19 protein-coding genes and 2 pseudogenes are annotated in these 19,730 nt (G+C 74.6%); 8 read left to right on the forward strand and 13 right to left on the reverse strand.

What is annotated here, in order from left to right:
• Positions 1 to 170: 170 nt before the first annotated feature.
• Positions 171 to 656 (reverse strand): annotated as a pseudogene (locus HNR61_RS50445) (FAD-dependent oxidoreductase); the annotation flags it as partial.
• 44 nt (positions 657 to 700) lie between these two features.
• Here HNR61_RS50445 and HNR61_RS11740 point away from each other — a divergent pair.
• Complete coding sequence (locus HNR61_RS11740; protein ID WP_182843098.1) at positions 701 to 1,318, forward strand: TetR/AcrR family transcriptional regulator; 618 nt, start codon at positions 701 to 703, stop codon at positions 1,316 to 1,318.
• Here the strand turns inward: HNR61_RS11740 and HNR61_RS11745 are convergent.
• The 5 genes from HNR61_RS11745 to sigE all read right to left on the reverse strand — a co-directional run bounded on the left by HNR61_RS11745 (position 1,309) and on the right by sigE (position 4,998).
• Positions 1,309 to 2,007 carry a YqeB family protein gene (locus HNR61_RS11745; protein ID WP_182843099.1) on the reverse strand — a complete coding sequence of 233 codons (699 nt, stop codon included), beginning with the start codon at positions 2,005 to 2,007 and terminating at the stop codon, positions 1,309 to 1,311. The two genes, HNR61_RS11740 and HNR61_RS11745, sit on opposite strands and share 10 nt — an antisense overlap.
• 155 nt (positions 2,008 to 2,162) lie before the next feature.
• The gene (locus HNR61_RS11750; protein WP_182843100.1) at positions 2,163 to 2,615 is read right to left on the reverse strand and encodes a hypothetical protein; all 453 of its coding nucleotides are present in this window, start codon (positions 2,613 to 2,615) and stop codon (positions 2,163 to 2,165) included.
• A 158-nt stretch (positions 2,616 to 2,773) separates the two neighbouring features.
• Positions 2,774 to 3,541 (reverse strand): hypothetical protein, encoded by a 768-nt coding sequence (locus HNR61_RS11755; protein ID WP_182843101.1) that lies wholly within the window; start codon positions 3,539 to 3,541, stop codon positions 2,774 to 2,776.
• Between the two features lie 10 nt (positions 3,542 to 3,551).
• Positions 3,552 to 4,367, reverse strand: coding sequence for an alpha/beta fold hydrolase (locus HNR61_RS11760; RefSeq protein WP_182843102.1), 816 nt, complete (start codon positions 4,365 to 4,367; stop codon positions 3,552 to 3,554).
• Positions 4,368 to 4,458: 91 nt separating this feature from the next.
• Entirely contained in the window at positions 4,459 to 4,998 is a 540-nt protein-coding gene (gene sigE, locus HNR61_RS11765; RefSeq protein ID WP_182843235.1) for an RNA polymerase sigma factor SigE, read from the reverse strand.
• A 340-nt stretch (positions 4,999 to 5,338) separates the two neighbouring features.
• Here sigE and HNR61_RS11770 point away from each other — a divergent pair, with 340 nt between their 5' ends.
• Entirely contained in the window at positions 5,339 to 6,115 is a 777-nt protein-coding gene (locus HNR61_RS11770) for a hypothetical protein (protein WP_182843103.1), read from the forward strand.
• 155 nt (positions 6,116 to 6,270) lie between these two features.
• Positions 6,271 to 7,845 (forward strand): acyl-CoA synthetase, encoded by a 1,575-nt coding sequence (locus HNR61_RS11775; RefSeq protein WP_182843104.1) that lies wholly within the window; start codon positions 6,271 to 6,273, stop codon positions 7,843 to 7,845.
• Between the two features lie 22 nt (positions 7,846 to 7,867).
• On the opposite strand, the gene HNR61_RS11780 is transcribed toward HNR61_RS11775, so the two are convergent.
• Complete coding sequence (locus HNR61_RS11780; RefSeq protein ID WP_182843105.1) at positions 7,868 to 8,986, reverse strand: glycosyltransferase family 4 protein; 1,119 nt, start codon at positions 8,984 to 8,986, stop codon at positions 7,868 to 7,870.
• Positions 8,987 to 9,099: 113 nt separating this feature from the next.
• On the opposite strand from HNR61_RS11780, the gene HNR61_RS11785 reads away from it, so the two are divergent.
• From HNR61_RS11785 to HNR61_RS11795, 3 genes are read left to right on the forward strand one after another with little or no spacing between them, the layout of a single operon-like run.
• A complete protein-coding gene (locus HNR61_RS11785) occupies positions 9,100 to 9,942 on the forward strand; it encodes a PIG-L deacetylase family protein (protein ID WP_182843106.1) in 843 nt (280 codons plus the stop codon).
• Positions 9,939 to 10,979 (forward strand): lysylphosphatidylglycerol synthase transmembrane domain-containing protein, encoded by a 1,041-nt coding sequence (locus HNR61_RS11790; protein WP_182843107.1) that lies wholly within the window; start codon positions 9,939 to 9,941, stop codon positions 10,977 to 10,979. The genes HNR61_RS11785 and HNR61_RS11790 overlap by 4 nt, the downstream gene beginning before the upstream one ends.
• 49 nt (positions 10,980 to 11,028) lie before the next feature.
• Entirely contained in the window at positions 11,029 to 12,492 is a 1,464-nt protein-coding gene (locus tag HNR61_RS11795; protein ID WP_182843108.1) for a serine/threonine-protein kinase, read from the forward strand.
• A gap of 40 nt (positions 12,493 to 12,532) precedes the next feature.
• Here the strand turns inward: HNR61_RS11795 and rho are convergent.
• A pseudogene (gene rho, locus HNR61_RS11800) lies at positions 12,533 to 13,708 on the reverse strand (transcription termination factor Rho); the annotation flags it as partial.
• A gap of 448 nt (positions 13,709 to 14,156) precedes the next feature.
• Between rho and HNR61_RS11805 the strand changes: the two are divergent.
• The gene (locus HNR61_RS11805; protein ID WP_182843110.1) at positions 14,157 to 14,924 is read left to right on the forward strand and encodes an enoyl-CoA hydratase/isomerase family protein; all 768 of its coding nucleotides are present in this window, start codon (positions 14,157 to 14,159) and stop codon (positions 14,922 to 14,924) included.
• On the opposite strand, the gene HNR61_RS11810 is transcribed toward HNR61_RS11805, so the two are convergent.
• Positions 14,905 to 15,645 carry a hypothetical protein gene (locus HNR61_RS11810; RefSeq protein ID WP_182843111.1) on the reverse strand — a complete coding sequence of 247 codons (741 nt, stop codon included), beginning with the start codon at positions 15,643 to 15,645 and terminating at the stop codon, positions 14,905 to 14,907. The two genes, HNR61_RS11805 and HNR61_RS11810, sit on opposite strands and share 20 nt — an antisense overlap.
• A gap of 86 nt (positions 15,646 to 15,731) precedes the next feature.
• Here HNR61_RS11810 and merB point away from each other — a divergent pair, with 86 nt between their 5' ends.
• Positions 15,732 to 16,397, forward strand: coding sequence for an organomercurial lyase (gene merB, locus HNR61_RS11815; RefSeq protein WP_182843112.1), 666 nt, complete (start codon positions 15,732 to 15,734; stop codon positions 16,395 to 16,397).
• Here merB and HNR61_RS11820 read toward each other — a convergent pair.
• The 4 genes from HNR61_RS11820 to HNR61_RS11835 all read right to left on the reverse strand — a co-directional run bounded on the left by HNR61_RS11820 (position 16,384) and on the right by HNR61_RS11835 (position 19,355).
• Positions 16,384 to 17,031, reverse strand: a complete 648-nt coding sequence (locus tag HNR61_RS11820; protein ID WP_182843113.1) for a LuxR C-terminal-related transcriptional regulator — start codon at positions 17,029 to 17,031, stop codon at positions 16,384 to 16,386. The genes merB and HNR61_RS11820 overlap by 14 nt on opposite strands.
• Positions 17,004 to 18,299: a sensor histidine kinase gene (locus tag HNR61_RS11825; RefSeq protein ID WP_312897856.1), complete on the reverse strand. Its 1,296-nt coding sequence runs from the start codon at positions 18,297 to 18,299 to the stop codon at positions 17,004 to 17,006. The genes HNR61_RS11820 and HNR61_RS11825 overlap by 28 nt, the downstream gene beginning before the upstream one ends.
• A 119-nt stretch (positions 18,300 to 18,418) precedes the next feature.
• Positions 18,419 to 18,724 carry a hypothetical protein gene (locus HNR61_RS11830; protein WP_182843115.1) on the reverse strand — a complete coding sequence of 102 codons (306 nt, stop codon included), beginning with the start codon at positions 18,722 to 18,724 and terminating at the stop codon, positions 18,419 to 18,421.
• A 226-nt stretch (positions 18,725 to 18,950) separates the two neighbouring features.
• Positions 18,951 to 19,355 (reverse strand): SSI family serine proteinase inhibitor, encoded by a 405-nt coding sequence (locus HNR61_RS11835; RefSeq protein WP_182843116.1) that lies wholly within the window; start codon positions 19,353 to 19,355, stop codon positions 18,951 to 18,953.
• Positions 19,356 to 19,730: the final 375 nt, after the last annotated feature.

A 19,730-nucleotide genomic window follows, 5' to 3' on the forward strand; every position in this document is an offset into this window, starting at 1 on the left:
GGGAGGCCGACGAGTCCGACCCTCCGGCCGCGCCCCCAGGTCTCGCCGCCCGCCCGCAACGGCCGTCCGGGGTCGATGACCGCCCGCCAGACGGTGTAGCCCGCGTACCGGGGTCCGGGCGCGTCCGGCCACACCGACCGCCGCACGGCGCTGCCGATGCCGTCCGCCCCCACCACGAGGTCGGCGCGAGAGACCCCGCCCGCGTGCTCGACCTCGACGTGCTCCCCGGCCCGCCGGACCGCCCTCACCTCGGCGCCGGTCCGCAGCATCCGCTCGGGCAGCGCCTCCCGCAGGAGGTCCAGCAGGTGCGCCCGGTGCAGGACCACGACGGAGCCGTGCCGGCGTTCGAGCGCGCCGGTGTCGGCGCGCGACAGCCACCGCCCGCCCGGTTCCCGTATGCCCGCCTCGCGTTCGGGCATCGAACGGTCCTTGACGGCCCGCCCGACCCCCAGCGCGTCCAGGGCCCGGACCCCGTTGGCCCAGAGGGAGATCCCGGCCCCGACCTCCCCGAACGCGGGAGCCCGCTCCAGCACCTCGACGTCCCATCCGCGCCGGTGCAGGGCCAGGGCGGCCGCCAGCCCGCCGATCCCGCCGCCGACCACGACGGCGGTCCGCTCGCTCATGTCCCTCACCTCTACATCTGTAGTGGACCCCATTGACTCTACACTTGTAGAGACCGAGACCGAGAGAGAGGTGGCGGATGAACGCCGACGGCTCCCGCCGGGACCGCCTGGCCGACGCGGCGATCGAGACGCTCGCCCGCGAGGGCACGCGCGGCCTGACGCACCGCGCGGTGGACCGGGAGGCGGGCCTGCCCGAGGGCTCCTGCTCGTACTACTTCCGCACCCGCCAGGCCCTGCTCCAGGCGGTGATCGAGCGCCTGGAGGCCGTGGACGCCGCCGAGATGGCCGCTCCGCTCGCCGCCGCGGGCGCCGCGGGCGGCGCGGACGACGCGGACGACGCGGACGTCGTGGAGTCCGTCGCGCGCCTGGTCGAACGCTGGACCACCACCGGCCGCTCCCGCATGCTGGCCCGCTACGAACTGGCGCTGGAGGCCAACCGCCGCCCCGAGGTCCGCGCGGTCTTCGTCCGGGCGGGCCGCCGCTCCCGCGCGATGACCGAGGCCATGCTGGCGGCGGCCGGAGCCCCCGATCCCGGGGCGCAGGCCCCGCTGCTGGTGGCGTACCTCGACGGCCTGATCTTCGACCACCTGGCCGGGGCCGGGGCCCTGGACCTGGACCCCGCCGGGCTCCGCGCCGCCCTCGCGCACCTGCTCCACGCGTTCCGGGACCCCGCCGGATGGGCCGGTCACCGCTGAGGCGTGCGCCAGTACTGCCGCCCGCTCTCGTCGCGCACGACCACGCCGAGGCCCGCCAGCTCCCGGCGCAGCTCCCGGGCGTCCTCGGCGTCGTCCCGCTTGCGCGCCGCCGCGCGGGCCCTCAGCAGGGCGTCCGCCCCCTCGGGCAGGCCGGGCGCGCCGGGGACCCAGCGGCGGAACTCGTTCCGGTACGGATCCTCGTCCGCCCACGGGTACCCGTGTTCGGCGAAGGCGTCGGCGAGGCGCTGCCAGGACAGGCCGCAGTCCTCCCGCGCGAGCTCCATGCCGTCCGGGCCGAGCAGCACGAGCTGCTTACCGTCCCGGAACGCCAGGGCGACCTCGGGGCGCGCGAACTCCCGGGGCGTGTCCCGGACGGCGAGGACCACGCGGCTGCCCGAGACGCCGACCGACAGTGACTCGTGCATCGCGACGAGGGCGGCCACCAGGCCCAGGAGCGCGCCCACCGCGACGGCGCCGATGGTGAGGCCGGGCTCCGGGACCGAGGCCAGCAGCTCGGCCGGTCCTTGCAGCGGCGCCCAGGGCAGGGTCACGAGCCAGTCCGCGAGGAGGGGGACCAGCAGGCCGAGCCCGGTCCCGCCCGCGACGCAGACGAGCGTCACGGCCCAGGCCGGCTCGGCGAGCGTGGTGGCCTTGTGCGTCGACGGGTCGGGGTTCTTCCGCGGCTTCACGCTCCCGAGTCTGGGAGGCGGCGGCGGGCCCTTGCGTCGGTCGATGGTCTAGCGGGCGGCGACTTTGGTCGCGGCCTCGGCGCACGGCCGGACGGCCGCGGGAGAGCCGCGCCCGCGTCCGCCCGGCCCGGTGCGCCCCGGCGGGGCCGGTCAGGTCACCTGAGGCGCAGGTTCTTGCTGGTCTTGGCCAGGGTGTACAGGCAGTTGGCCTTGGCGGTCTGCAGGGTGGCGCCGACGGTGGCGGGCGCGCCGCGCTGCCAGACCTTGGCGAAGTCGCCCTGGGGCTTGGCGGTCAGGGTGCGGGTGTGCCGCTTACCGTCGCACTTGGCGGGGGTGGTGGCGGCGCCGATGCGCTGGTAGCGGGGGGCGCCGCTCTTGGCGGCGGGCGGCTGCCCGGCCGCCACCGCCAGGTGGGTGGCCTCCCTGCACTGGTAGGTCACCTTCACCCGCAGCGTCCGCTTGTCGCCGCCGATGGTGGCGGAGTCCACCCGGGCGTGCGCCGGATGTTTGCGGATCATCTTCTCGCACGCCTGCACGGCGGTGCTGGGGGCGGCGGAGGTCAGCATCGCGGCCAGTGCGGCGACGCCACCCAGAGTCGTTGCCAGCATCGGATCGCTCCTTCCAGAGATGGAGGGTCGGCCGGGACCGGCGCCACGGGGCGCGCCGCCATGGGAGGCCCGCCCGGACGCCGCCGGCCGACGCTGTCGTGAACGCGCCCACGCTGTGGGAACGCCGCCACATCTAACCCACAGTTGAAGATCGACTACTAGCCGTGAGGTTCCCTTGGGAGATTCCGCCCAGCCCGGGGCCACGCCTCGGGGGAGGCGTAGTGGTTGCGGTGGCCCGCGGCCAGGACGGTCTCCAGCGCCGCCAGGTGCTCGGTGCCCTCCGGCAGGCGCAGGCGGCGCAGCAGGGCCAGCGCCTCGGACGGCTCCAGCTTCCCGTAGAAGTCGTGGTAGCCGTGCAGCAGGCCGCGGAACAGCGCCTCGCGCAGCTCCGGCACGTCCACCGCCGTCTCGTGGACGGGGCGTTTCAGCTCCCACGGCACCGGGCCGGAGTTGGTCAGCACGTGCCGCGCCCGGTGCAGGAGGCCGGGCGCCGGGGAGCGCAACGCCCCCACGTCCCGGCCCAGGGTCTCCCCGAACGCGGTCCCGACCGTCCGCGCGTCCTCGAACCAGTCCACCCCCAGCGAGTACGTGAGCGCCTCCGGCTCCTCCGGCGCCTCCAGCCGCCGCCGGCACCCCGCCCAGAAGGCCCCGGCCACCGACGGCTCGGTCAGCACGAGATGGCTCAGCTCGTGCGTCACCCAGTAGTGGTCGAGCAGGTCCAGCAGCCCGAACGTCAGCCGCAGCGCGAACGCCGGATCCCAGCCGCCGCCCGGCGCGGCCACGGTCGCCGTCTCCTCGGCCCAGGCGTGCGCCATGGCGCCGACGTCCCGGAGGACGCCGTTGTCGTCCCACTCCCCGGGGCCGGTCCGGACGACCCCGTTCGCCGCCAGCCAGCGTCGGGCCAGCTCGGCGTCCGTCTCGCTCATCCCGCCGAGCCTAGGCGGTCGCCTGCTCCCCGGCGCGGCCCGGCAGCGGGTGGTCGCTGCCCTCCAGGAGCACCTTCGCGACCAGCTCCGGGTCGTCGCCCATCGGGACGTGGCCGCAGCCCTCCAGCCAGACGAAGCGCGCGTGCGGCAGGCGGCGCTGCGCGCGGACCGCCTGGCCCGCGCGCAGCAGCCGGTCCTTGGTGCCCCAGGCGATGGTCACCGGGACGTCCGCGCACGCGCCCGCGAAGCGCACCTTCCGGCTCGCCCGCAGGGTCGCCTCGAAGGCCGGGGCGTCGCGGAGCGCGCGGGCGTCGGCCAGCAGCGCGTCCACGGTCAGCCGGTCGGGGCGGCCGTAGATCATTCCGAACAGGGCCGCGCGGCGGCGCGGGGAGCGCGCCAGCCGGTCCAGCACCGGGCCCGGCACGTTCGCCCCGAGCCGGGAGGCGCGCAGCACCGCCTTCGCGTAGCGGTGCTCGGCCGCGTTGAAGAAGCCCGCCGGGGACAGCACCGTCGCGGAGCTGACCAGGCCGCGGTCGGCGGCCTCCAGGGAGAACAGCCCGCCCAGCGAGTTGCCCGCGATGTGCGGCCGGTCGAGGCCGAGCAGCTCGAACGTCGCGGCCAGGTTCGCCATGGCCGTGTCGAGCGTGTAGGGCGTGCCCGCGGGCAGCGGCGGGGAGGCGCCGAAGCCGGGCAGGTCGACGGCGATGACGTCGCGCTCGGCGGCGAGGAGGTCCAGGACCGGTTCCCACGCCTGCCACCGGTGACCGATGCCGTGCAGCAGCACCAGCGGCGCGCCCGACCCGCGCCGCTCGAAGACGATGTCCACGAGAGGGAGGGTAGACAGCGTTCACTTACCGGTCACGCGTGACGATCGTCACGTTCGGGGCGTCCCGGTTCGGGGCGTCGGGTCCGGGGTGTCAGGTCAGGGTCGTCACCGGGGACTCGACCGGGCGGCGGTGCTCCAGGGCGGCGCGCAGCTGGGCGCGGCCCCGGTGGATGCGGGACCGCACGGTGCCGAGCTTGACGCCCAGCGTCGCCGCGATCTCCTCGTAGGTCAGTCCCTCGATGTCGCACAGCACCACGGCGGCCCGGTACTCGGGGGCCAGCGAGTCCAGCGCCCGCTGGATGTCGGCGTCCAGGTGCCGCTCGTCGTAGGCCTGCGCCGGGCTCGGCTCGCGCCCCTGGAGGCGCTCGGCGGCGTCGTCGGCCAGCGCGTCGAAGCGGATGCGCTGCTTGCGGCGGGCGCGGTCCAGGAACAGGTTCGTCGTGATGCGGTGCAGCCAGCCCTCGAACGTCCCCGGGCTGTAGGAGGACAGCGAGCGGAAGACCCGGATGAACACGTCCTGGGTCAGGTCCTCGGCGTCGTGCCGGTTGCCCGTCAGCCGGTATGCCAGCCGGAACACCCGCGTGGAGTGCTCGGTGACGATCTCCTCCCACGTCGGAGGTGTCCACGCCATTGCGCCTGCGCTCACCACTACCCCCGTCTGTTGCTAAATCGTTACGGCCAAGCATGCCGTTACCCAGATAAGAGGCGTGTAAGAACGATTCGTTTTGGCCGGATGCGGCGGGCCAAAGCCGGTGATCTGCGTCACAGGACGGGGTAGCCCCGCGCCCCGCCCGGGAGGGTTCCCTCCCCCCAACGATCCGCCGTGGCCGATGATCCCCTTCTCCGCGCATCGGAACGTGCCGCCGAAACCTTTGCGCATCCGGTGGAACCACCGCACAGGGGGCGTCATCTGATGACAGGCGACGCCCCCTGGGGCGTCGGTGACGGATGAGACACCGGAGAGGAACCGCATGTTGAAGAAGCTCGGGTTCGTGGCCCTCGGCGCGGCCATGGCGTCGGTCGCGGTGAGCGTTCCCGCCCAGGCCGCCCCGCAGGCTCCCCAGGCGGCCGCCACGCAGGCCGCCGCCGCGGCCCGCGACCTGCTCAAGCCCGGCCAGCTCCTCAAGCCGGGCCAGTCCCGCAAGTCCCGTAACGGCCGCTACCTGCTGCTCATGCAGAAGGACGGCAACCTGGTGCTCTACAAGGGCCGCACCCCGCTGTGGAGCACCATCACCGCCGGGCACAAGGGCGCGTTCGCCGCCATGCAGACCGACGGCAACCTCGTCGTCTACAAGGGCCGCAAGGCGCTGTGGGACAGCGGCACCCAGGGCCGGGGCGCGTTCCTGGCCGTGCAGAACGACGGCAACCTCGTGATCTACAAGGGCCGCAAGGCGCTGTGGTCGCGGCACATGCACATCGGCCGCCTCAAGCCGGGCCACGCGCTCAAGGCCGACCAGTACGTGGTCTCGCCGAACCGCAAGTTCGTGTTCGTCCAGCAGCGGGACGGCAACCTGGTCCTGTACAAGGGCCGCACCGCGCTGTGGAGCAGCCGCACCACCGGCCACAAGGGCGCGTTCACGCTCATGCAGCGGGACGGCAACCTGGTCGTCTACAAGGGCCGCACCCCGCTGTGGAACAGCCGGACCCACGGTCACGCGGGCGCGGCGCTGTCGGTCCAGAACGACGGCAACGTCGTCATCTACGACCGCGCGAACCGCGCGCTCTGGGCGACCGGGACCCGTGGCTGACCTGACGCGGACGTGAGGAGGCACGGTGCGGGCCCCCGCCCCCGCGCCGTGTGACCCAAGTCATTGGACTGAGCGTCAACAGAGGCGTTGAACGCGCGCCGCCCGCCGGGGATGATCGGGAGGGTCCCTCCCACCCCGACAGCGAGGACACGGCGATGGCGCGCAGCTACAACCTGGCCGACCTTCTGGAGATCCTGGCCGCGGCGGGCCCGGACCGACCCGCCCTCGTGGCGGGCGACGACCGCCGCACCTACCGGGAGCTGGACGAACGCGCCGGCCGGGTCGGCCACCACCTGGCCGCCGCCGGGGTGGAGCCGCACCAGCACGTCGCGATCCTCGCCCACAACCGGGTCGAGTGGATCGAGGCCATGTTCGGCATCTTCAAGATCCGCGCCGTGCCGATCCCGGTGAACTTCCGCTACGTCGCCGCCGAACTCCACCACGTGCTGTCCGACTCCGACGCGGTCGCCCTCGTCGCCGAGCGCTCCCTGCTCCGCCGGGTCCAGGAGATCCGCGGCGACCTGCCGGGGCTCCGGCACGTCATCGTCATCGAGGACGGCGACGACGCCGAGGTCCCCGGCGCCGTCGAGTACGAGAAGGCCCTGGCCGCGGCGTCCCCCGACGCCGGCTTCCCCGAGCGGTCCAGCGACGACCGCTACATCATGTACACCGGCGGCACCACGGGATACCCCAAGGGCGTCGAGTGGCGGTGCGAGGACATCTTCTTCGGCGCGCTCGGCGGCGGGAACGTCCTCGGCGATCCCATCACCAGCCCCGAGGCGATCGCCGCCAACGCCGACCAGCCCCCGATGGCCGTGCTCGACTGCGCCCCGGTGATGCACGGCGCGGGCCAGTGGGTGGCGTTCATGGGCCTGTTCAGCGGCGCGAAGGTCGTCCTGTACACCGACCACGCGTTCGACGCGGACAAGGCCCTGCGCCTGCTCGCCGAGGAGCAGGCCAACGTCCTCATGCTCGTCGGCGACGTCATGGCCCGCCCGGTCGCCCGGGCCCTGGCGGAGGGCGACCACGACACGTCCTCCCTGTTCGCCATCGCCTCCGGCGGCGCGCCCCTCACCGAGGCCGCCAAGGAGGAGCTGCGCGCCCACCTGCCGAACGTGATGTTCCTCGACAACTACGGCGCGTCCGAGACCGGCGCGTGCGGCCCGTCGGTCGGCGGCAAGGAGGGCACCGCCCGCTTCCAGATGAAGCCCGGCATCACCGTCCTGGACGACGGCCTGAGGCCCGTCCGCCCCGGCGAGATCGGCAGGCTCGCCCGCAGCGGCCACATCCCCCTCGGCTACTACAACGACCCGGGCAAGACCGCCTCGACGTTCTTCACCGACGCCGACGGCGTCCGCTGGTCGATCCCCGGCGACTTCGCGTCCCTGGAGGAGGACGGCACGATCGTCCTGCTCGGCCGCGGCTCCCTGGTGATCAACACCGGTGGCGAGAAGGTCTACCCCGAGGAGGTCGAGGTCGCCCTCAAGGACCACCCCGACGTCTACGACGCGGTGGTGGTCGGCCTCCCCGACGAACGCTACGGCCAGCGCGTGGCCGCCGTGGTCGCCCCGGTCCCCGGCCGGACCCCGACCCTGGAGGAGCTGGCCGGCCACTGCCGCGACCGCCTGGCGGGCTACAAGCTCCCCCGCACCCTGAAGCTGGTGGACGAGGTGCGGCGCACGGCGGTCGGGAAGTCCGACTACAAGTGGGCGAGGTCCCAGTTCGCCTGAGACCCGTCCGCCCGGCCCGCGCTCACGCCCAGCGGGCCGGGGTCAGGGGGACGCCGGCCGCCTGCTCGTAGCAGTCGGCGAACTCCTCCAGCACCCTCGGCCAGGTCACCCGCAGCGGCTCGGTCGCGCGGTTGTGGGCCGCCATCCGGTGGCGCAGCGACGGGTCGCGGGCCAGCGTCACCAGCGCCGCCGACAGGTCGGCGTAGGTGCGGCCCAGCAGCCCCTCCCGGCCCGAGCGGACGAAGTCCGCCACCCCGCTGCCCGCCTGCGCCACCACCGGGACGCCCGCCAGCCGCGCCTCCAGCGCCGCCAGCCCGAACGACTCCCGCGCCGCCGGAGCCAGGAACACGTCCGCCCCCGCCAGCACCTCCCGCACCCCCGGCTGGTCCAGCCGCCCGGTCAGGCGGACCCAGGTCTCCATGCCGTGGCGGCGCAGGAAGCGCTCCATCCGGGCGCGGGCCGGGCCCTCGCCGACGATCGTCGCGCGGATCGGCACGGCCGCCGCCACGTCGCGCAGCACCCGCAGCAGGGTGATCGGCTCCTTGCGCGGGGCCAGCCGGCCCACCGCCACCACGTGCATCGGCCCGCCGCCGGGCGGGACCGGCCCCCCGGACGCGTGCCAGCGCTCCAGGTCCACGCCGTTGGACACCACCCGCACCGGCACCCGGCCGTCCACCACCCGCCGGACCGGGTACGCCGCCGCCTCGCTCACCGCCGTCACCACCAGCCCGTGCCGCCGCGACCACGACGTGAACAGCGCCCGGTACGCCGTCCGGCTGAGCGGCCCCCACAGGCTGTGGACGGTGAGCACGACCGGCAGCCCCACGTCCAGCCCCCGCCCCACCGCCCGCCACGCGAACGGCGACGCCGCGCCCGCGTGGACGTGCAGCACGTCGGGCTTGCGGTGCGTCAGCAGCGCCCCCACCGAACGCCCGACCGGCAGCTCCCAGGGCATCGGCAGCACCAGCCGGTCCACCGGGTACGGCGAGGACGGCGGCGGCCCGCCCGCGTGCCCCGGGGTGGCGGTGGCGACGGCGACGTCGTGACCGGCGGCGCGCTGCGCCCGCGCGATCCCGTCGACCTGCACCTCGATCCCGCCCAGCCGCGGCAGGTAGGAGTCGCTGACGTGGAGAATTCTCATCGCTTGGCAGTCTGTGGAGCCGCGCGCCCCGGGCCCGTCCTGCCACCATGGAATGGCCCGGTTTTGACGCGGGCCAGACCTGAACTTCACGTCGGTGCGGGAATCTAGTTCCCGTGCGACGGACCTGTGTCTTCTTCCACGCCCACCCCGATGACGAGGCGCTGCTGACGGCGGGCACCATGGCCCTGCTGGCGGCGGAGGGCCACCGGGTGGTGCTCGTGGTGGCGACCGCCGGGGAGCGCGGGCTCGCCGCCGAGGGGGACCGCCCGCTGGGCGAGGTCCGCACCGCCGAGCTGCACGCCTCCGCCGCGGTGCTCGGCGTCGCCCGCGTCGTCGTGCTCGGCCACGCCGACTCGGGGCTGGACGGCGACGCGCCCGGCGGGTTCGCGTCCGCCGACGTCGCCGAGGCCGCCGCCGGGCTGGCCGGGCTCCTGCGCCGGGAGGAGGCCGACCTGCTCGTCGTCTACGACCCGGCCGGCGGCTACGGCCACCCCGACCACGTCCAGGTCCACCGCGTCGGCACCGAGGCCGCGCGGCTGGCCGGGACGCCCGTCGTGCTGGAGGCCACCGTGGACCGCGACCTGCTGCTGCGCGCGCTGCGCCCGATCGCGCGGCTGCGGCTCGCGCCGAGGACCCTGGACCTGGGGCGGTTCGCGACCGCCTACGCGGGCCGCGACGAGATCACCCACCGGGTGCGTGTCGGGAGGTTCGCCGACGCCAAGCGCGCCAGCATGGCCGCGCACGCCACCCAGGCGACCGGCGGCGACTCGGTCCGGACCCTCGCGGCGCTGCTGCGCCTGCCGCGCCCGCTGTTCCGCAGGGCCCTCGGGACCGAGTACTACGTGCGGCGCGACCTGCCGCCCGGAACGACCCTGACGCACCCGCTCGACCGCTGGCCCGCCGGCACCGGGCGCCCCGGCGACCGCGGGACGCTCGTCGATACGGCGGGTTCTTGAACCGGAGCGCCCGCGTCGCCCTGTCGGCCCTGTCCCTGGCCGGCGCGGTGGCCCTGCTGGCCGCGATGCCCTACGTCGTGGGCGTGGACTGGGAGCAGATCTTCCGGGAGCTGGGCGAGCTGGACCTGGGATGGCTGATCGGCCTGACCGCGCTGTGGCTGGCGGGCCTGTGGGCCTACACCTACGTGCTGACCGCGTCGCTGCCGGGCCTGACGCACCCGCACGCGTTCATGCTCAACGCCGTCGGCAGCGCGGTCAGCAACCTGCTGCCGTTCGGCGGCGCGGTCGGCGTGGCGGTCACGTTCGCGATGGCGCGCGGCTGGGGCCACCGCAACGCCGCCATCGCCGTGTCCACCCTGGTCACCGGGGTGTGGAACGTCCTGTCGCGGCTGCTGCTGCCGGCCGTCGGCATCATCGCGCTGCTGGTGGCCGGGGAGGTCCCCGACCGCCGCACCGCCGTGATGGCGCTGCTGGCCGCCGCCGTGCTGCTCGGCATCGTGGGGCTGCTGGCGCTCGCGCTGCGCTCGGAGAAGGCCGCCCGCGCCGTGGACCGGGGCGTCCGCCGGGTCGCGCTGCGGCTGCCGCGCCGTCCCCGCGCCCTGCTGCTGCGCGCCGACGGGGCGCTGCTGGACGTGCGCGGCAAGACGATCGGGGTGCTGCGGACCGGCTGGCGCGGCCTGACCGCCGGGATGGCCGCCTACCTGCTGCTCCAGGCGGTGCTGCTGCACGCCTGCCTGGTCGCGGTCGGCGCGGACGTCGAGCCGGCCGAGGTGGTCGCCGTGTTCGCGATCAACCGGATGCTCACCACCGCCGTCGTCACCCCGAGCGGCGCGGGCATCAGCGAGACCGGCACCGCCGCGCTGCTGGTGCACTTCGGCGTTCCGGCGGGCCCGGCCGCCGCCGCGACGATCCTGTACTCGTTCTACACCTACGCGGTCGAGATCCCGGCCGGCGGCGCCGGCTGGATCGGCTGGACGCTGCGCCGGCGCCGCCGCGCCTCCTCCGGGCGGTCGCGCTGCCTCCTGGTCAAGAAATGATGGGGGCGGGCGGGACATGAGTTGACCCGCTTCCCCGCATAACCACCCCATGAGGGTCGAACGGCGGGCGCCGCTCGCGCGGCGGTACCGCCTTCTCGTGCCGGTCGGCAGGGGCGGCACGGGCACGGTGTGGCACGCCTACGACGAGACGCTGGACCGGGAGGTGGCGATCAAGGAGGTGCGGCTGCCCGCGAGCCTCACCCCGCGCGAACGCCGGATGCTGTGCCGCCGCCTGATCGACGAGGCCCGCGCGACCGCCGCGCTGCGCCATCCCGGCGTCGTCGCCGTCCACGACGTGGTGGTGGAGGACGGCCGCCCGTGGGTCGTCATGGAGTACCTGAAGGCGCGTTCGCTGCACCGGCTGCTGAGCGAGGACGGCCCCGTCCCGCCCGCCCGCGCCGCCGAGATCGGCGCGGCCGTGCTGTCGGTGCTGCGCGCCGCGCACGCCGCCGGGATCCTGCACCGCGACGTCAAGCCCAGCAACGTGCTGCTGTGCGACGACGGCCGGGTCCTGCTCACCGACTTCGGCCTGGCCGTCCCCCTGCACCGGGGCCGGGAGGTCGTCGACACGATCGTCGCGGGCGTCGAGGGGTCCCCGGCGTACCTGCCGCCCGAACGCGTCCGCGGCCATCCCGGCGTGCCCGCCTCCGACCTGTGGTCGCTGGGCGCCACGCTGTACGCGGCCGTGGAGGGCGTCCCGCCCTTCCTGCGCTGCCACGCGCTCGCGTCGATGCTGGCGGTGCTGCTGGGGGACTGCCGGCCGCCGCGCCGCGCCGGGGCGCTCGGCCCCGTCATCACGGCGCTGCTGCGCGAGGATCCCGCCGAACGGCCGCATCCCGCCGTCCTCGCCGCGACCCTGGAGCGGATCGCGGGGTCCGGAGCGTCGCGCTTCGCGTCGCGGGCGATGGTCCCGTACGCGCGGCGGGGCCTGCTGCGGAGACGTCGCCCGCGGGCGTCGCGGGCCGGCGCGGTGACGGGGGTGGCCGCGCTCGCCGGGATGGTGGTCGTGCTGGGCATGTGGTCGGCGCGCTGGAACTCGGTCGGGCAGAGCGACGCGCTGCTGCTGACGCCCGCGCCGGACGCGACGGACCGGACGGTCACCTATCACGGGCCGGGGTACCGCGTCGACGTCCCGGCGGACTGGCGGCGTTCGCACCACGGCGGCGTCGTCGTCTGGGACGACCCGGACTCCACCCGGGAGCTGCGCATCGCCCGCGTCACGGGGGACGCGCTGGTCGGGCTGGAGGCCGCCGAGCGCGAGGCCGGGCGCGACCGGACCTATCCGGGCTACCGCCGGCTGCGGCTGGAGGCCGCGCCGCATCTCGCCCCGGGCGCCGCGGAGTGGGAGTACGTCTGGACCGGCCCGCGCGGCGAACGCGACGGCGCGCACGGGCTGCGCAGCCGCACCGCGGGCTACGAGATCACCTTCCACGCGCCGGACGAGCGGTGGACGCCGGGCCAGCGGCTCTACGACCGGGTACTCAGCACGCTCCGGCCGGAGCACGACTCCTAGTCCGCGCCTGTCCTGGTCCGCGCCCCGCGGGGTGGCGGTCCTAGTCGGTCGCGGCGGTCTGCTGCACCTTGAGCAGGAACTCGGCGTTGGAGGAGGTGCCCTTCATCCGCTCCAGCAGCTGCTCCACGGCCTGCTGCCGCTCCATGCCCGACAGGGCGCGGCGCAGCCGCCAGTTCAGGGCGAGCTCCTCGGGGGCCATCATGAGCTCCTCGCGGCGGGTGCCGGACTGCTCGATGTCGACGGCGGGGAACACACGCCGGTCGGCCAGGCCCCGGTCGAGCTTGAGCTCCATGTTGCCGGTGCCCTTGAACTCCTCGAAGAACACGTCGTCCATGCGGGAGCCGGTGTCCACCAGCGCGGTGGCGAGGATCGTGAGGGAGCCGCCGTTCTCGATGTTGCGGGCGGCGCCGAAGAACTTCTTGGGCGGGTAGATCGCGGTGGTGGCGACGCCGCCGGCCAGGATGCGGCTGTTGGACGGCGCGGCCAGGTTGTAGGCGCGGCCCAGCCGGGTGATGGAGTCCAGCAGCATGACCACGTCGTGGCCCTGCTCGACCAGGCGCTTGGCGCGCTCGACGGCCAGCTCGGCGAGCTGGGTGTGCTCCTCGGCGGGCCGGTCGAACGTCGAGTGGATCACCTCGCCGCGGATGGTCCGCTGCATGTCGGTGACCTCCTCGGGCCGCTCGTCGATGAGCACGACCATGAGGTGGACCTCGGGGTTGTTCAGGGAGATCGAGCTGGCCAGGGCCTGGAGCACCATGGTCTTGCCGACCTTGGGCGGCGACACGATCAGCCCGCGCTGGCCCTTGCCGATCGGGGCGACCAGGTCGATCACGCGGGTGGCCAGCGGCCCGGTGTCCAGCCGCAGCCGCTCGTCCGGGAACAGCGGGGTGAGCTTGCCGAACTCGGGACGGCCGGCGGCCTGCGCGGGCGGGAGGCCGTTGACGGTCTCGACGGACTGCAGCGCGCCGAACTTCTCCCGTCCGGAGCGGGGCGCGCGGTAGGTTCCGGCGACGACGTCGCCGGGGCGCAGGTGGTGGCTCTTCACCTGCGACAGGGACACGTACACGTCGTCGGGGCCGGGCAGGTAGCCCTGGGTCCGCACGAACGCGTGCTTGTCCTGGACGGTCAGCACCCCCGAGAACGGGAGCACGACCTCGTCGACCGGCGGCTGGGCCGGGGCGGCCTTGCGCGTGCGGCGCTCGGTGCGGTTCTGCCTGGGCACCTGCGCGGGAAGGGTCTGCCCGGTGGAGGCGACCGGTCGTTCGACGGTGGGTGCGGTCAAGGGGAGTCCTTTCTGGCGTACGCCGGAACGGCTTCACGGCGTGTGCGCGAGGGGAATGAGAAGAAAGCAGCGCGGTTCACCGGGCTGTCGTCGGCTCCCTTGGTGCGAGGCCCGGAACGACGGTCGGTCGCTTCGGGCGCGGACGAATGGGGAACACGCGGATCACCGGGCGCTCAGATGGCCCGTGCGGGGAAAGATGCACGTCTTCGCCGTCTCTCCCGACGGAGAACGAAGGCGCTACCACGACAGTACAGCACACGACCGCCGAAAAGCATTCCCCGCACCCTGGCGATTCGTCCGGGGAATGCCCCTCCGTACGATTGCGGCGCCCGGTGGGAGGGGCCGCCGGCAGGCCGCCGGAGGGGCCGTCGAAGGGGGAGAGATGACCGTCGAGCTGCGCCGGACCGTCGCCGACGGGGTCGGAACGATCACCATCGACCGGCCCGCCAAGCGCAACGCGATGACCGCGGCCATGTGGCGGGCGCTGCCGGAGATCCTGGCGGGGTTCGCCGCCGACCCGGCCGTGCGGGTCGTGGTGCTGACCGGCGCGGGCGGCAACTTCTGCGCCGGGGCCGACATCGGCGAGCTCGCCGACATCAACCGGCCGGGCGACGGGCACCTGTCCACGGCCGCCGAGGAGGCCCTGGCCGCGTTCCCCAAGCCGACGATCGCGGCGGTCGAGGGGTTCTGCGTGGGCGGCGGCTGCCAGCTCGCGGCCGCCTGCGACCTGCGGTTCGCCGCCGACGACGCCCGGTTCGGGATCACCCCGGCGCGGCTCGGGATCGTCTACCCGCTGTCGGCGACGGCCCGGATCGTCCGGCTCGTCGGCCCGTCCGCCGCCAAGTACCTGCTGTACTCGGCCGACCTGGTCGACGCCGCGCACGCGCTGCGCATCGGCCTGCTCGACGAGCTGCTGCCCGCCGGCCGCCTGCACGCGCGGGTCGCCGAGTTCGCCGCGACGCTCACGACGCGTTCGCTGCTGACTCAGCGGGCGACGAAGGAGCTGGTGGACGCGCTGGCGGCGGGCCTCCCGGCGGAGGAGAAGGCGGCCCGCTGGGTGGCGGAGATGGCGGCGGGCCCGGACCTGCCGGAGGGGGTGGCGGCGTTCCTGGAGCGCCGCCGGCCGGCGTTCACCTGGACCTCTCCCTGACCTCGCAGTAGCGGCCGTCGGGGAGCCCGCGCAGCCGCTCCGGGCCGGGCTCGTCGCCGCCGTGCCGGCGCAGCTCGGCGAGCGTGAGCACCCCGCACGCCAGCGATCCGGGCGTCCGGACGAGGACCAGCGGGCCGAGCCGCGCGCCGCCCGACTCCGCCGTCCGCAGCGCCGCCAGCAGCGCCCGCGCGTCCGCGCACCCGGCGTCGGGTCCGGCGTCGGGTCCGGCTTCGGGCCCGTTCCGCAGGGCGCGCACCAGCTCGAAGAAGTCGCGTTCCAGCGCGCGCGGGCTGCGTCCCGACAGGAAGAACCGCGTCCGCCCGTCCTCGGGAACGGCCAGTTCCACGCGCAGCCCGAGGTTTCCGGCGAACCGCCGGTAGGCGCGCTCGACCTCGGCTCCCCCGGCCACCGTGCCCGTCACCACGTCCACGGGGTCGGCCCCGAGCGACTCGGCGGCGGCCTGCGCGAGCCGCCCGGCCAGGTGCGCCCGCACCTCGGCGAGCTCGGCCTCCAGCCGCGCGATCGCCTCCCGGTGCCCGGCCAGCCGCCGGTTGACCTCGGGGACCATCCGCTCGTTGATCTGCGCGACCAGGGAGTCGACGCGCTCGTCCAGCCGCGCCGCCTCGTCCGGGGCGTCCGCCGTCCGCCACCGCCCGCCGAACCCCAGATACAGTTCCAGGCCGACGACCACCAGGCACAACACCACGAGGATCACCGTCATAGCGCCCTCCAACGGGCTCTCGCCGTGACGATAATTCAACATCTGGCGGCCCCGATAGCCCGAAACTCCGAAGAAGTGAGAAGAGCGTGACCAGCGATCACGAAGCCCTCCGCCTGTTCGTCTACCGTTCGCTGGCCACCACCGGCCGCGCGCCGTCGCCGGAGGAGCTGACGGCCCGCTTCGGCCCCGGCGCCCGCGCGGCCCTGCGCGCGCTGCACGACGCCCGCCATCTGGTGCTCGACGCCGACGACAACGTCCTCATGGCACATCCGTTCGCGACGATCCCGCTCGGCTTCGCCGTGATGGGAGCCCGCACGCTGTGGTGGGGCGGCTGCGCGTGGGACTCGTTCGCGCTCCCGCACCTGCTGCCCGGCGAACCCGGGGTGCTGGTCTCCACCCGCTGCCCCGCCTGCGGCGCCCCGCACGCCTGGAACGTCACCCGCGACGCGCCGCCGCCCGGCGACCAGGTCGCGCACCTCCTCGTCCCGGTCGCGCGCATGTGGGACGACGTCGTCCACACCTGCGGCAACCAGCGCCTGTTCTGCGGCGAGGCGTGCGTGACGGCCTGGCTGGACCGCACCGGCGGCGACCGGGGGCATGTGATGGACCTGCCGACCCTGTGGCGGCTGGCCCGGCACTGGTACGACGGGCGTCTCGACCCCGGCTACATCCGCCGCGAGCCGGCCGCGGCCGCCGCCTACTTCCGCGAGGTCGGGCTGTCGGGCCCGTTCTGGGGGCTCAGCGGGCGTTGAGGTGGGCCAGCACCGCCAGGACGCGGCGGTTGTCGTCGTCGGAGACCGCCAGGCCCAGCTTGGCGAAGATGTTCGCGGTGTGCTTGGTGACGGCGCGTTCGGTGACGACGAGCTGCTGGGCGATGGCGGCGTTGGACCGGCCCTGCGCCATCAGCTCCAGCACCTCGGTCTCGCGCGGGGTGAGGCGGCCGAGCGGGTCGTCGCGGACGCCCCGCGCCACCAGCCGCGAGATCACCTCGGGGTCCATGGCGGTGCCGCCCGCCGCCACCCGCCGGACCGCGTCCACGAACTGCGCGGCGTCGAAGACCCGGTCCTTCAGCAGGTAGCCGACGCCGCCGGTGCCGTCGGCCAGCAGCTCGCGGGCGTAGAGCTGCTCGACGTACTGCGACAGCACCAGCACCGGCAGGCCCGGGACGCGGCGGCGCGCCTCCAGCGCGGCCTGCAACCCCTCGTCGGTGAACGACGGCGGCAGCCGCACGTCGACCACCGCCACGTCCGGGCGGTGCTCGACCAGCGCCCGCAGCAGGGACGGGCCGTTGTCGACGGCGGCGGCGATCGTGAAGTCGTGCGACTCCAGCAGGCTGACCAGGCCCTCGCGCAGCAGTGCTAGGTCTTCGGCGAGGACGACGCGCACGGCAGCTCCAGGGTGACGACGGTCGGCCCGCCGATGGGGGAGGTGAGGGCGAGCACGCCGTCGAATGTAGCGATGCGGCGTTCGACGCCGCGCAGCCCGGTGCCGCCTTCGGGCGCCGCGCCGCCGTGCCCGTCGTCGGTCACGGTGGCCCGCAGCGTCCCGCCGGCGTGCCGCAGGTCGATCCAGACGCGGCGGGCGCCGGAGTGCTTGGCGGCGTTGGTGAGCAGCTCCGCGACGGCGAAGTAGGCGGCCGACTCGACCGGGGCGGGCAGCCGTCCGGGCAGGTCGGCCGACACCTCGACGTCCAGCGGGTGGTCCAGCGCGAGCGCCCGGACCGCGTCGCCGAGGCCCCGGTCGGCCAGCACCGGCGGGTGGATGCCGCGCACCAGGTCGCGCAGCTCGCTCAGTGCCCGCGCCGACGACTCGCGGGTCTGGGCGAGCAGGGCGCGGGCCCGGGCCGGGTCCTTCTCCAGCAGGTGCTCGATCGCGCCGAGGCTCATGCCCATCGCGACCAGCCGGGCCTGCGCGCCGTCGTGCAGGTCGCGTTCGATGCGGCGCAGCTCGGCGGCCGAGGCGTCCACCGCCTCGGCGCGGGTCTCGGTCAGGTGCGCGACGCGCAGCGCCAGCCGCGACCGCTCGGTGGGGCCGAGCAGCGTGGCGACCCACCGCCCGTGGGCGCGCAGCAGGGACGGCCCCGACAGGAACCCGGCCACGAGGAACGCCGTCGCCACCGCGAGCGTCTGGACCACCTGGAAGGGGCTGCCGTAACCGGACTCGATGTGGATGAACGTGTACCACTCGTTGAAACCGTGCTGCACGAGCTCCTGGGCGAGCCCGTTCGCGAGGATCCAGCCCCACAGCCCGTACAGGATGAGCAGCGCCGGGAGCTGGGCGGTGAACAGCGCCACGACGGGCTCGCCGAGCATCCACACGAGGTCGCGCCAGGTGGCGGGGTCGGCCATCAGCCGCGCGAACCGGTTCCACCGTCCCTCCGCGCCGTCGGGCGCGGGCAGGTAGGGACGCTCGACGCGCTGCCCGGCCCACCGGAAGGCCAGGTCGCGGTAGGTGTCGAGCAGCCCGCGCACCGCCCCGACCACCACCGGGACCAGCAGGATGCCGAGCCCGACGCCGACGAGCGACAGGGAGAGCGACAGCGCGCTCAGCAGCAGGATCGTGGGCGTCGCCAGCAGCCCGATCTGGAACCCCCGCCATGGCGCCCTGGCGTGCTCCCGCCACCAGGTGCCCTTGTCCGCGACTTCACCGTTCACCGTCTTCTCCGCACCTCGCCCGACCGACGAGGTCCAGTCTCGCGGGCGGACCGGACGCGCGCACGGGGCCTGGAACGCGGCCGGGGGTGTACCTGGGCACACCCCCGGCGCGCGGTCGGTCAGCCCGGCCGCTCGGCCAGCGCGGCGAGCCGCATCACCGCGGGCATCCAGTCCGGCGGCACCCGGTGGCAGCGCGTCGCACGCCATCCGTCATAGGAGAGCGTGTAGGAGAAATGGTCGGGGATGTCGCATCCCTGGGCGGACGAGGCGGTCGTGGTGATGCGGTCGAGCGCCCGCCGCAGCTCGCCGACCTCGACCGGGGCGAGCTCGAACGTCCCGTCGCGCGTGACGACCGTGCCCGTGTGGTCCACGGTGACCCGGTCGCTCACCCCGGCGAAACCGCCGGTCTTCTCGTAGACGACCATTGTCGGGATGGTTCCCGTAACGGTCGCTCCGGTCGTGGAGACGGCCGCGACGAAACTCGCGACTATCGTGCTGCTGAGATGCATGCCGAAATTCGTCTTCCTTTTGCGGGGTGTTTTTGGGCATGCGTCGGCCGCTTGGGAAATTGGAAAGCGATTTCATCGGCCGCCGTCGCGCATTGTGCAGCGGCGACGTGCGGCCGGGCGGGGAAACGGCCGGACGCGGTCGTCAGAACGCGAACAGCGCGCCCCCGGTGCCGCGCACGGCGGCGCACCGGTTGGGGTAGACCCGGTCGAAGTGGCGGGGCGCGCCGCGCCAGTGGCCGTCGGCGGTGACCCGGACCGGCCGGTACTCCAGCGTGCAGGGGCCGGGCTGCTCGGCGAGGGCGCCGATCCGGCCGGAGACCTTTCTGAGCTGGTCACAGGCGTTCGTCGCGGCCGGGTGCGCGCCCCCGTCGGGCCCGCACCACAGGGAGGCGGAGCGTTCGGGGGCCGGTTCGCCGACCGGGACGACCATGAGCAGGTAGGCCCCTTCCGGCCCGGTCGGCCGCGGATCGGCGGCGGCCGGGACGGCGGTGAGGGGGACGAGCGCGGCGGCCGCGACGGCCCACCGAACGGCGCGTGACACGTGCATTTTGACCTCCTGTTTTCGCCTGCCGCGGTGCAGCGGCTTTCGGCGCGGGGTGGCCGCCGAGGTGCGACGGCCTGCCCCCGCGTATGGAGAACGCGTTCCCATTCCCGCCCGGGTTTCGGTGCGGGGGTGTTTCCGCGTCCTCGACTTTAGGAGACCCTAAGACGCCCCACAACCCCGAAGTGAACACTTTTCACGACGAGTTATGTTGAGCATTCAAGGAATGGCTTGACCCTTTGTGAAAAGTATGTCCGATCGGAAGTTGACTTGCCTGGTCGGGCCGGTGTCGGCCCGGTGACGGGGGCGCGGCCTCCGGGGTGCGGGCCGTCCCCCGCCGCTCCTAGGCCGTGTTTCAAAGCCCTGGCCCACGGCGCTCGC

The sequence above is a fragment of the Actinomadura kijaniata genome, assembly GCF_014138665.1.
Classification (GTDB): Bacteria; Actinomycetota; Actinomycetes; order Streptosporangiales; family Streptosporangiaceae; genus Spirillospora; species Spirillospora kijaniata.

Bases quoted from the DNA above. Each gene is read 5' to 3' on its own strand.
- HNR61_RS11835 (WP_182843116.1), bottom strand. From the start codon at position 19,355: ATGCACGTGTCACGCGCCGTTCGGTGGGCCGTCGCGGCCGCCGCGCTC.
- HNR61_RS11750 (WP_182843100.1), bottom strand. From the start codon at position 2,615: ATGCTGGCAACGACTCTGGGTGGCGTCGCCGCACTGGCCGCGATGCTG.
- HNR61_RS11805 (WP_182843110.1), top strand. From the start codon at position 14,157: ATGACCGTCGAGCTGCGCCGGACCGTCGCCGACGGGGTCGGAACGATC.
- HNR61_RS11780 (WP_182843105.1), bottom strand. From the start codon at position 8,986: ATGAGAATTCTCCACGTCAGCGACTCCTACCTGCCGCGGCTGGGCGGG.
- HNR61_RS11770 (WP_182843103.1), top strand. From the start codon at position 5,339: ATGTTGAAGAAGCTCGGGTTCGTGGCCCTCGGCGCGGCCATGGCGTCG.
- HNR61_RS11810 (WP_182843111.1), bottom strand. From the start codon at position 15,645: ATGACGGTGATCCTCGTGGTGTTGTGCCTGGTGGTCGTCGGCCTGGAA.
- HNR61_RS11795 (WP_182843108.1), top strand. From the start codon at position 11,029: ATGAGGGTCGAACGGCGGGCGCCGCTCGCGCGGCGGTACCGCCTTCTC.
- HNR61_RS11740 (WP_182843098.1), top strand. From the start codon at position 701: ATGAACGCCGACGGCTCCCGCCGGGACCGCCTGGCCGACGCGGCGATC.
- HNR61_RS11775 (WP_182843104.1), top strand. From the start codon at position 6,271: ATGGCGCGCAGCTACAACCTGGCCGACCTTCTGGAGATCCTGGCCGCG.
- sigE (WP_182843235.1), bottom strand. From the start codon at position 4,998: ATGGCGTGGACACCTCCGACGTGGGAGGAGATCGTCACCGAGCACTCC.
- HNR61_RS11830 (WP_182843115.1), bottom strand. From the start codon at position 18,724: ATGGTCGTCTACGAGAAGACCGGCGGTTTCGCCGGGGTGAGCGACCGG.
- HNR61_RS11755 (WP_182843101.1), bottom strand. From the start codon at position 3,541: ATGAGCGAGACGGACGCCGAGCTGGCCCGACGCTGGCTGGCGGCGAAC.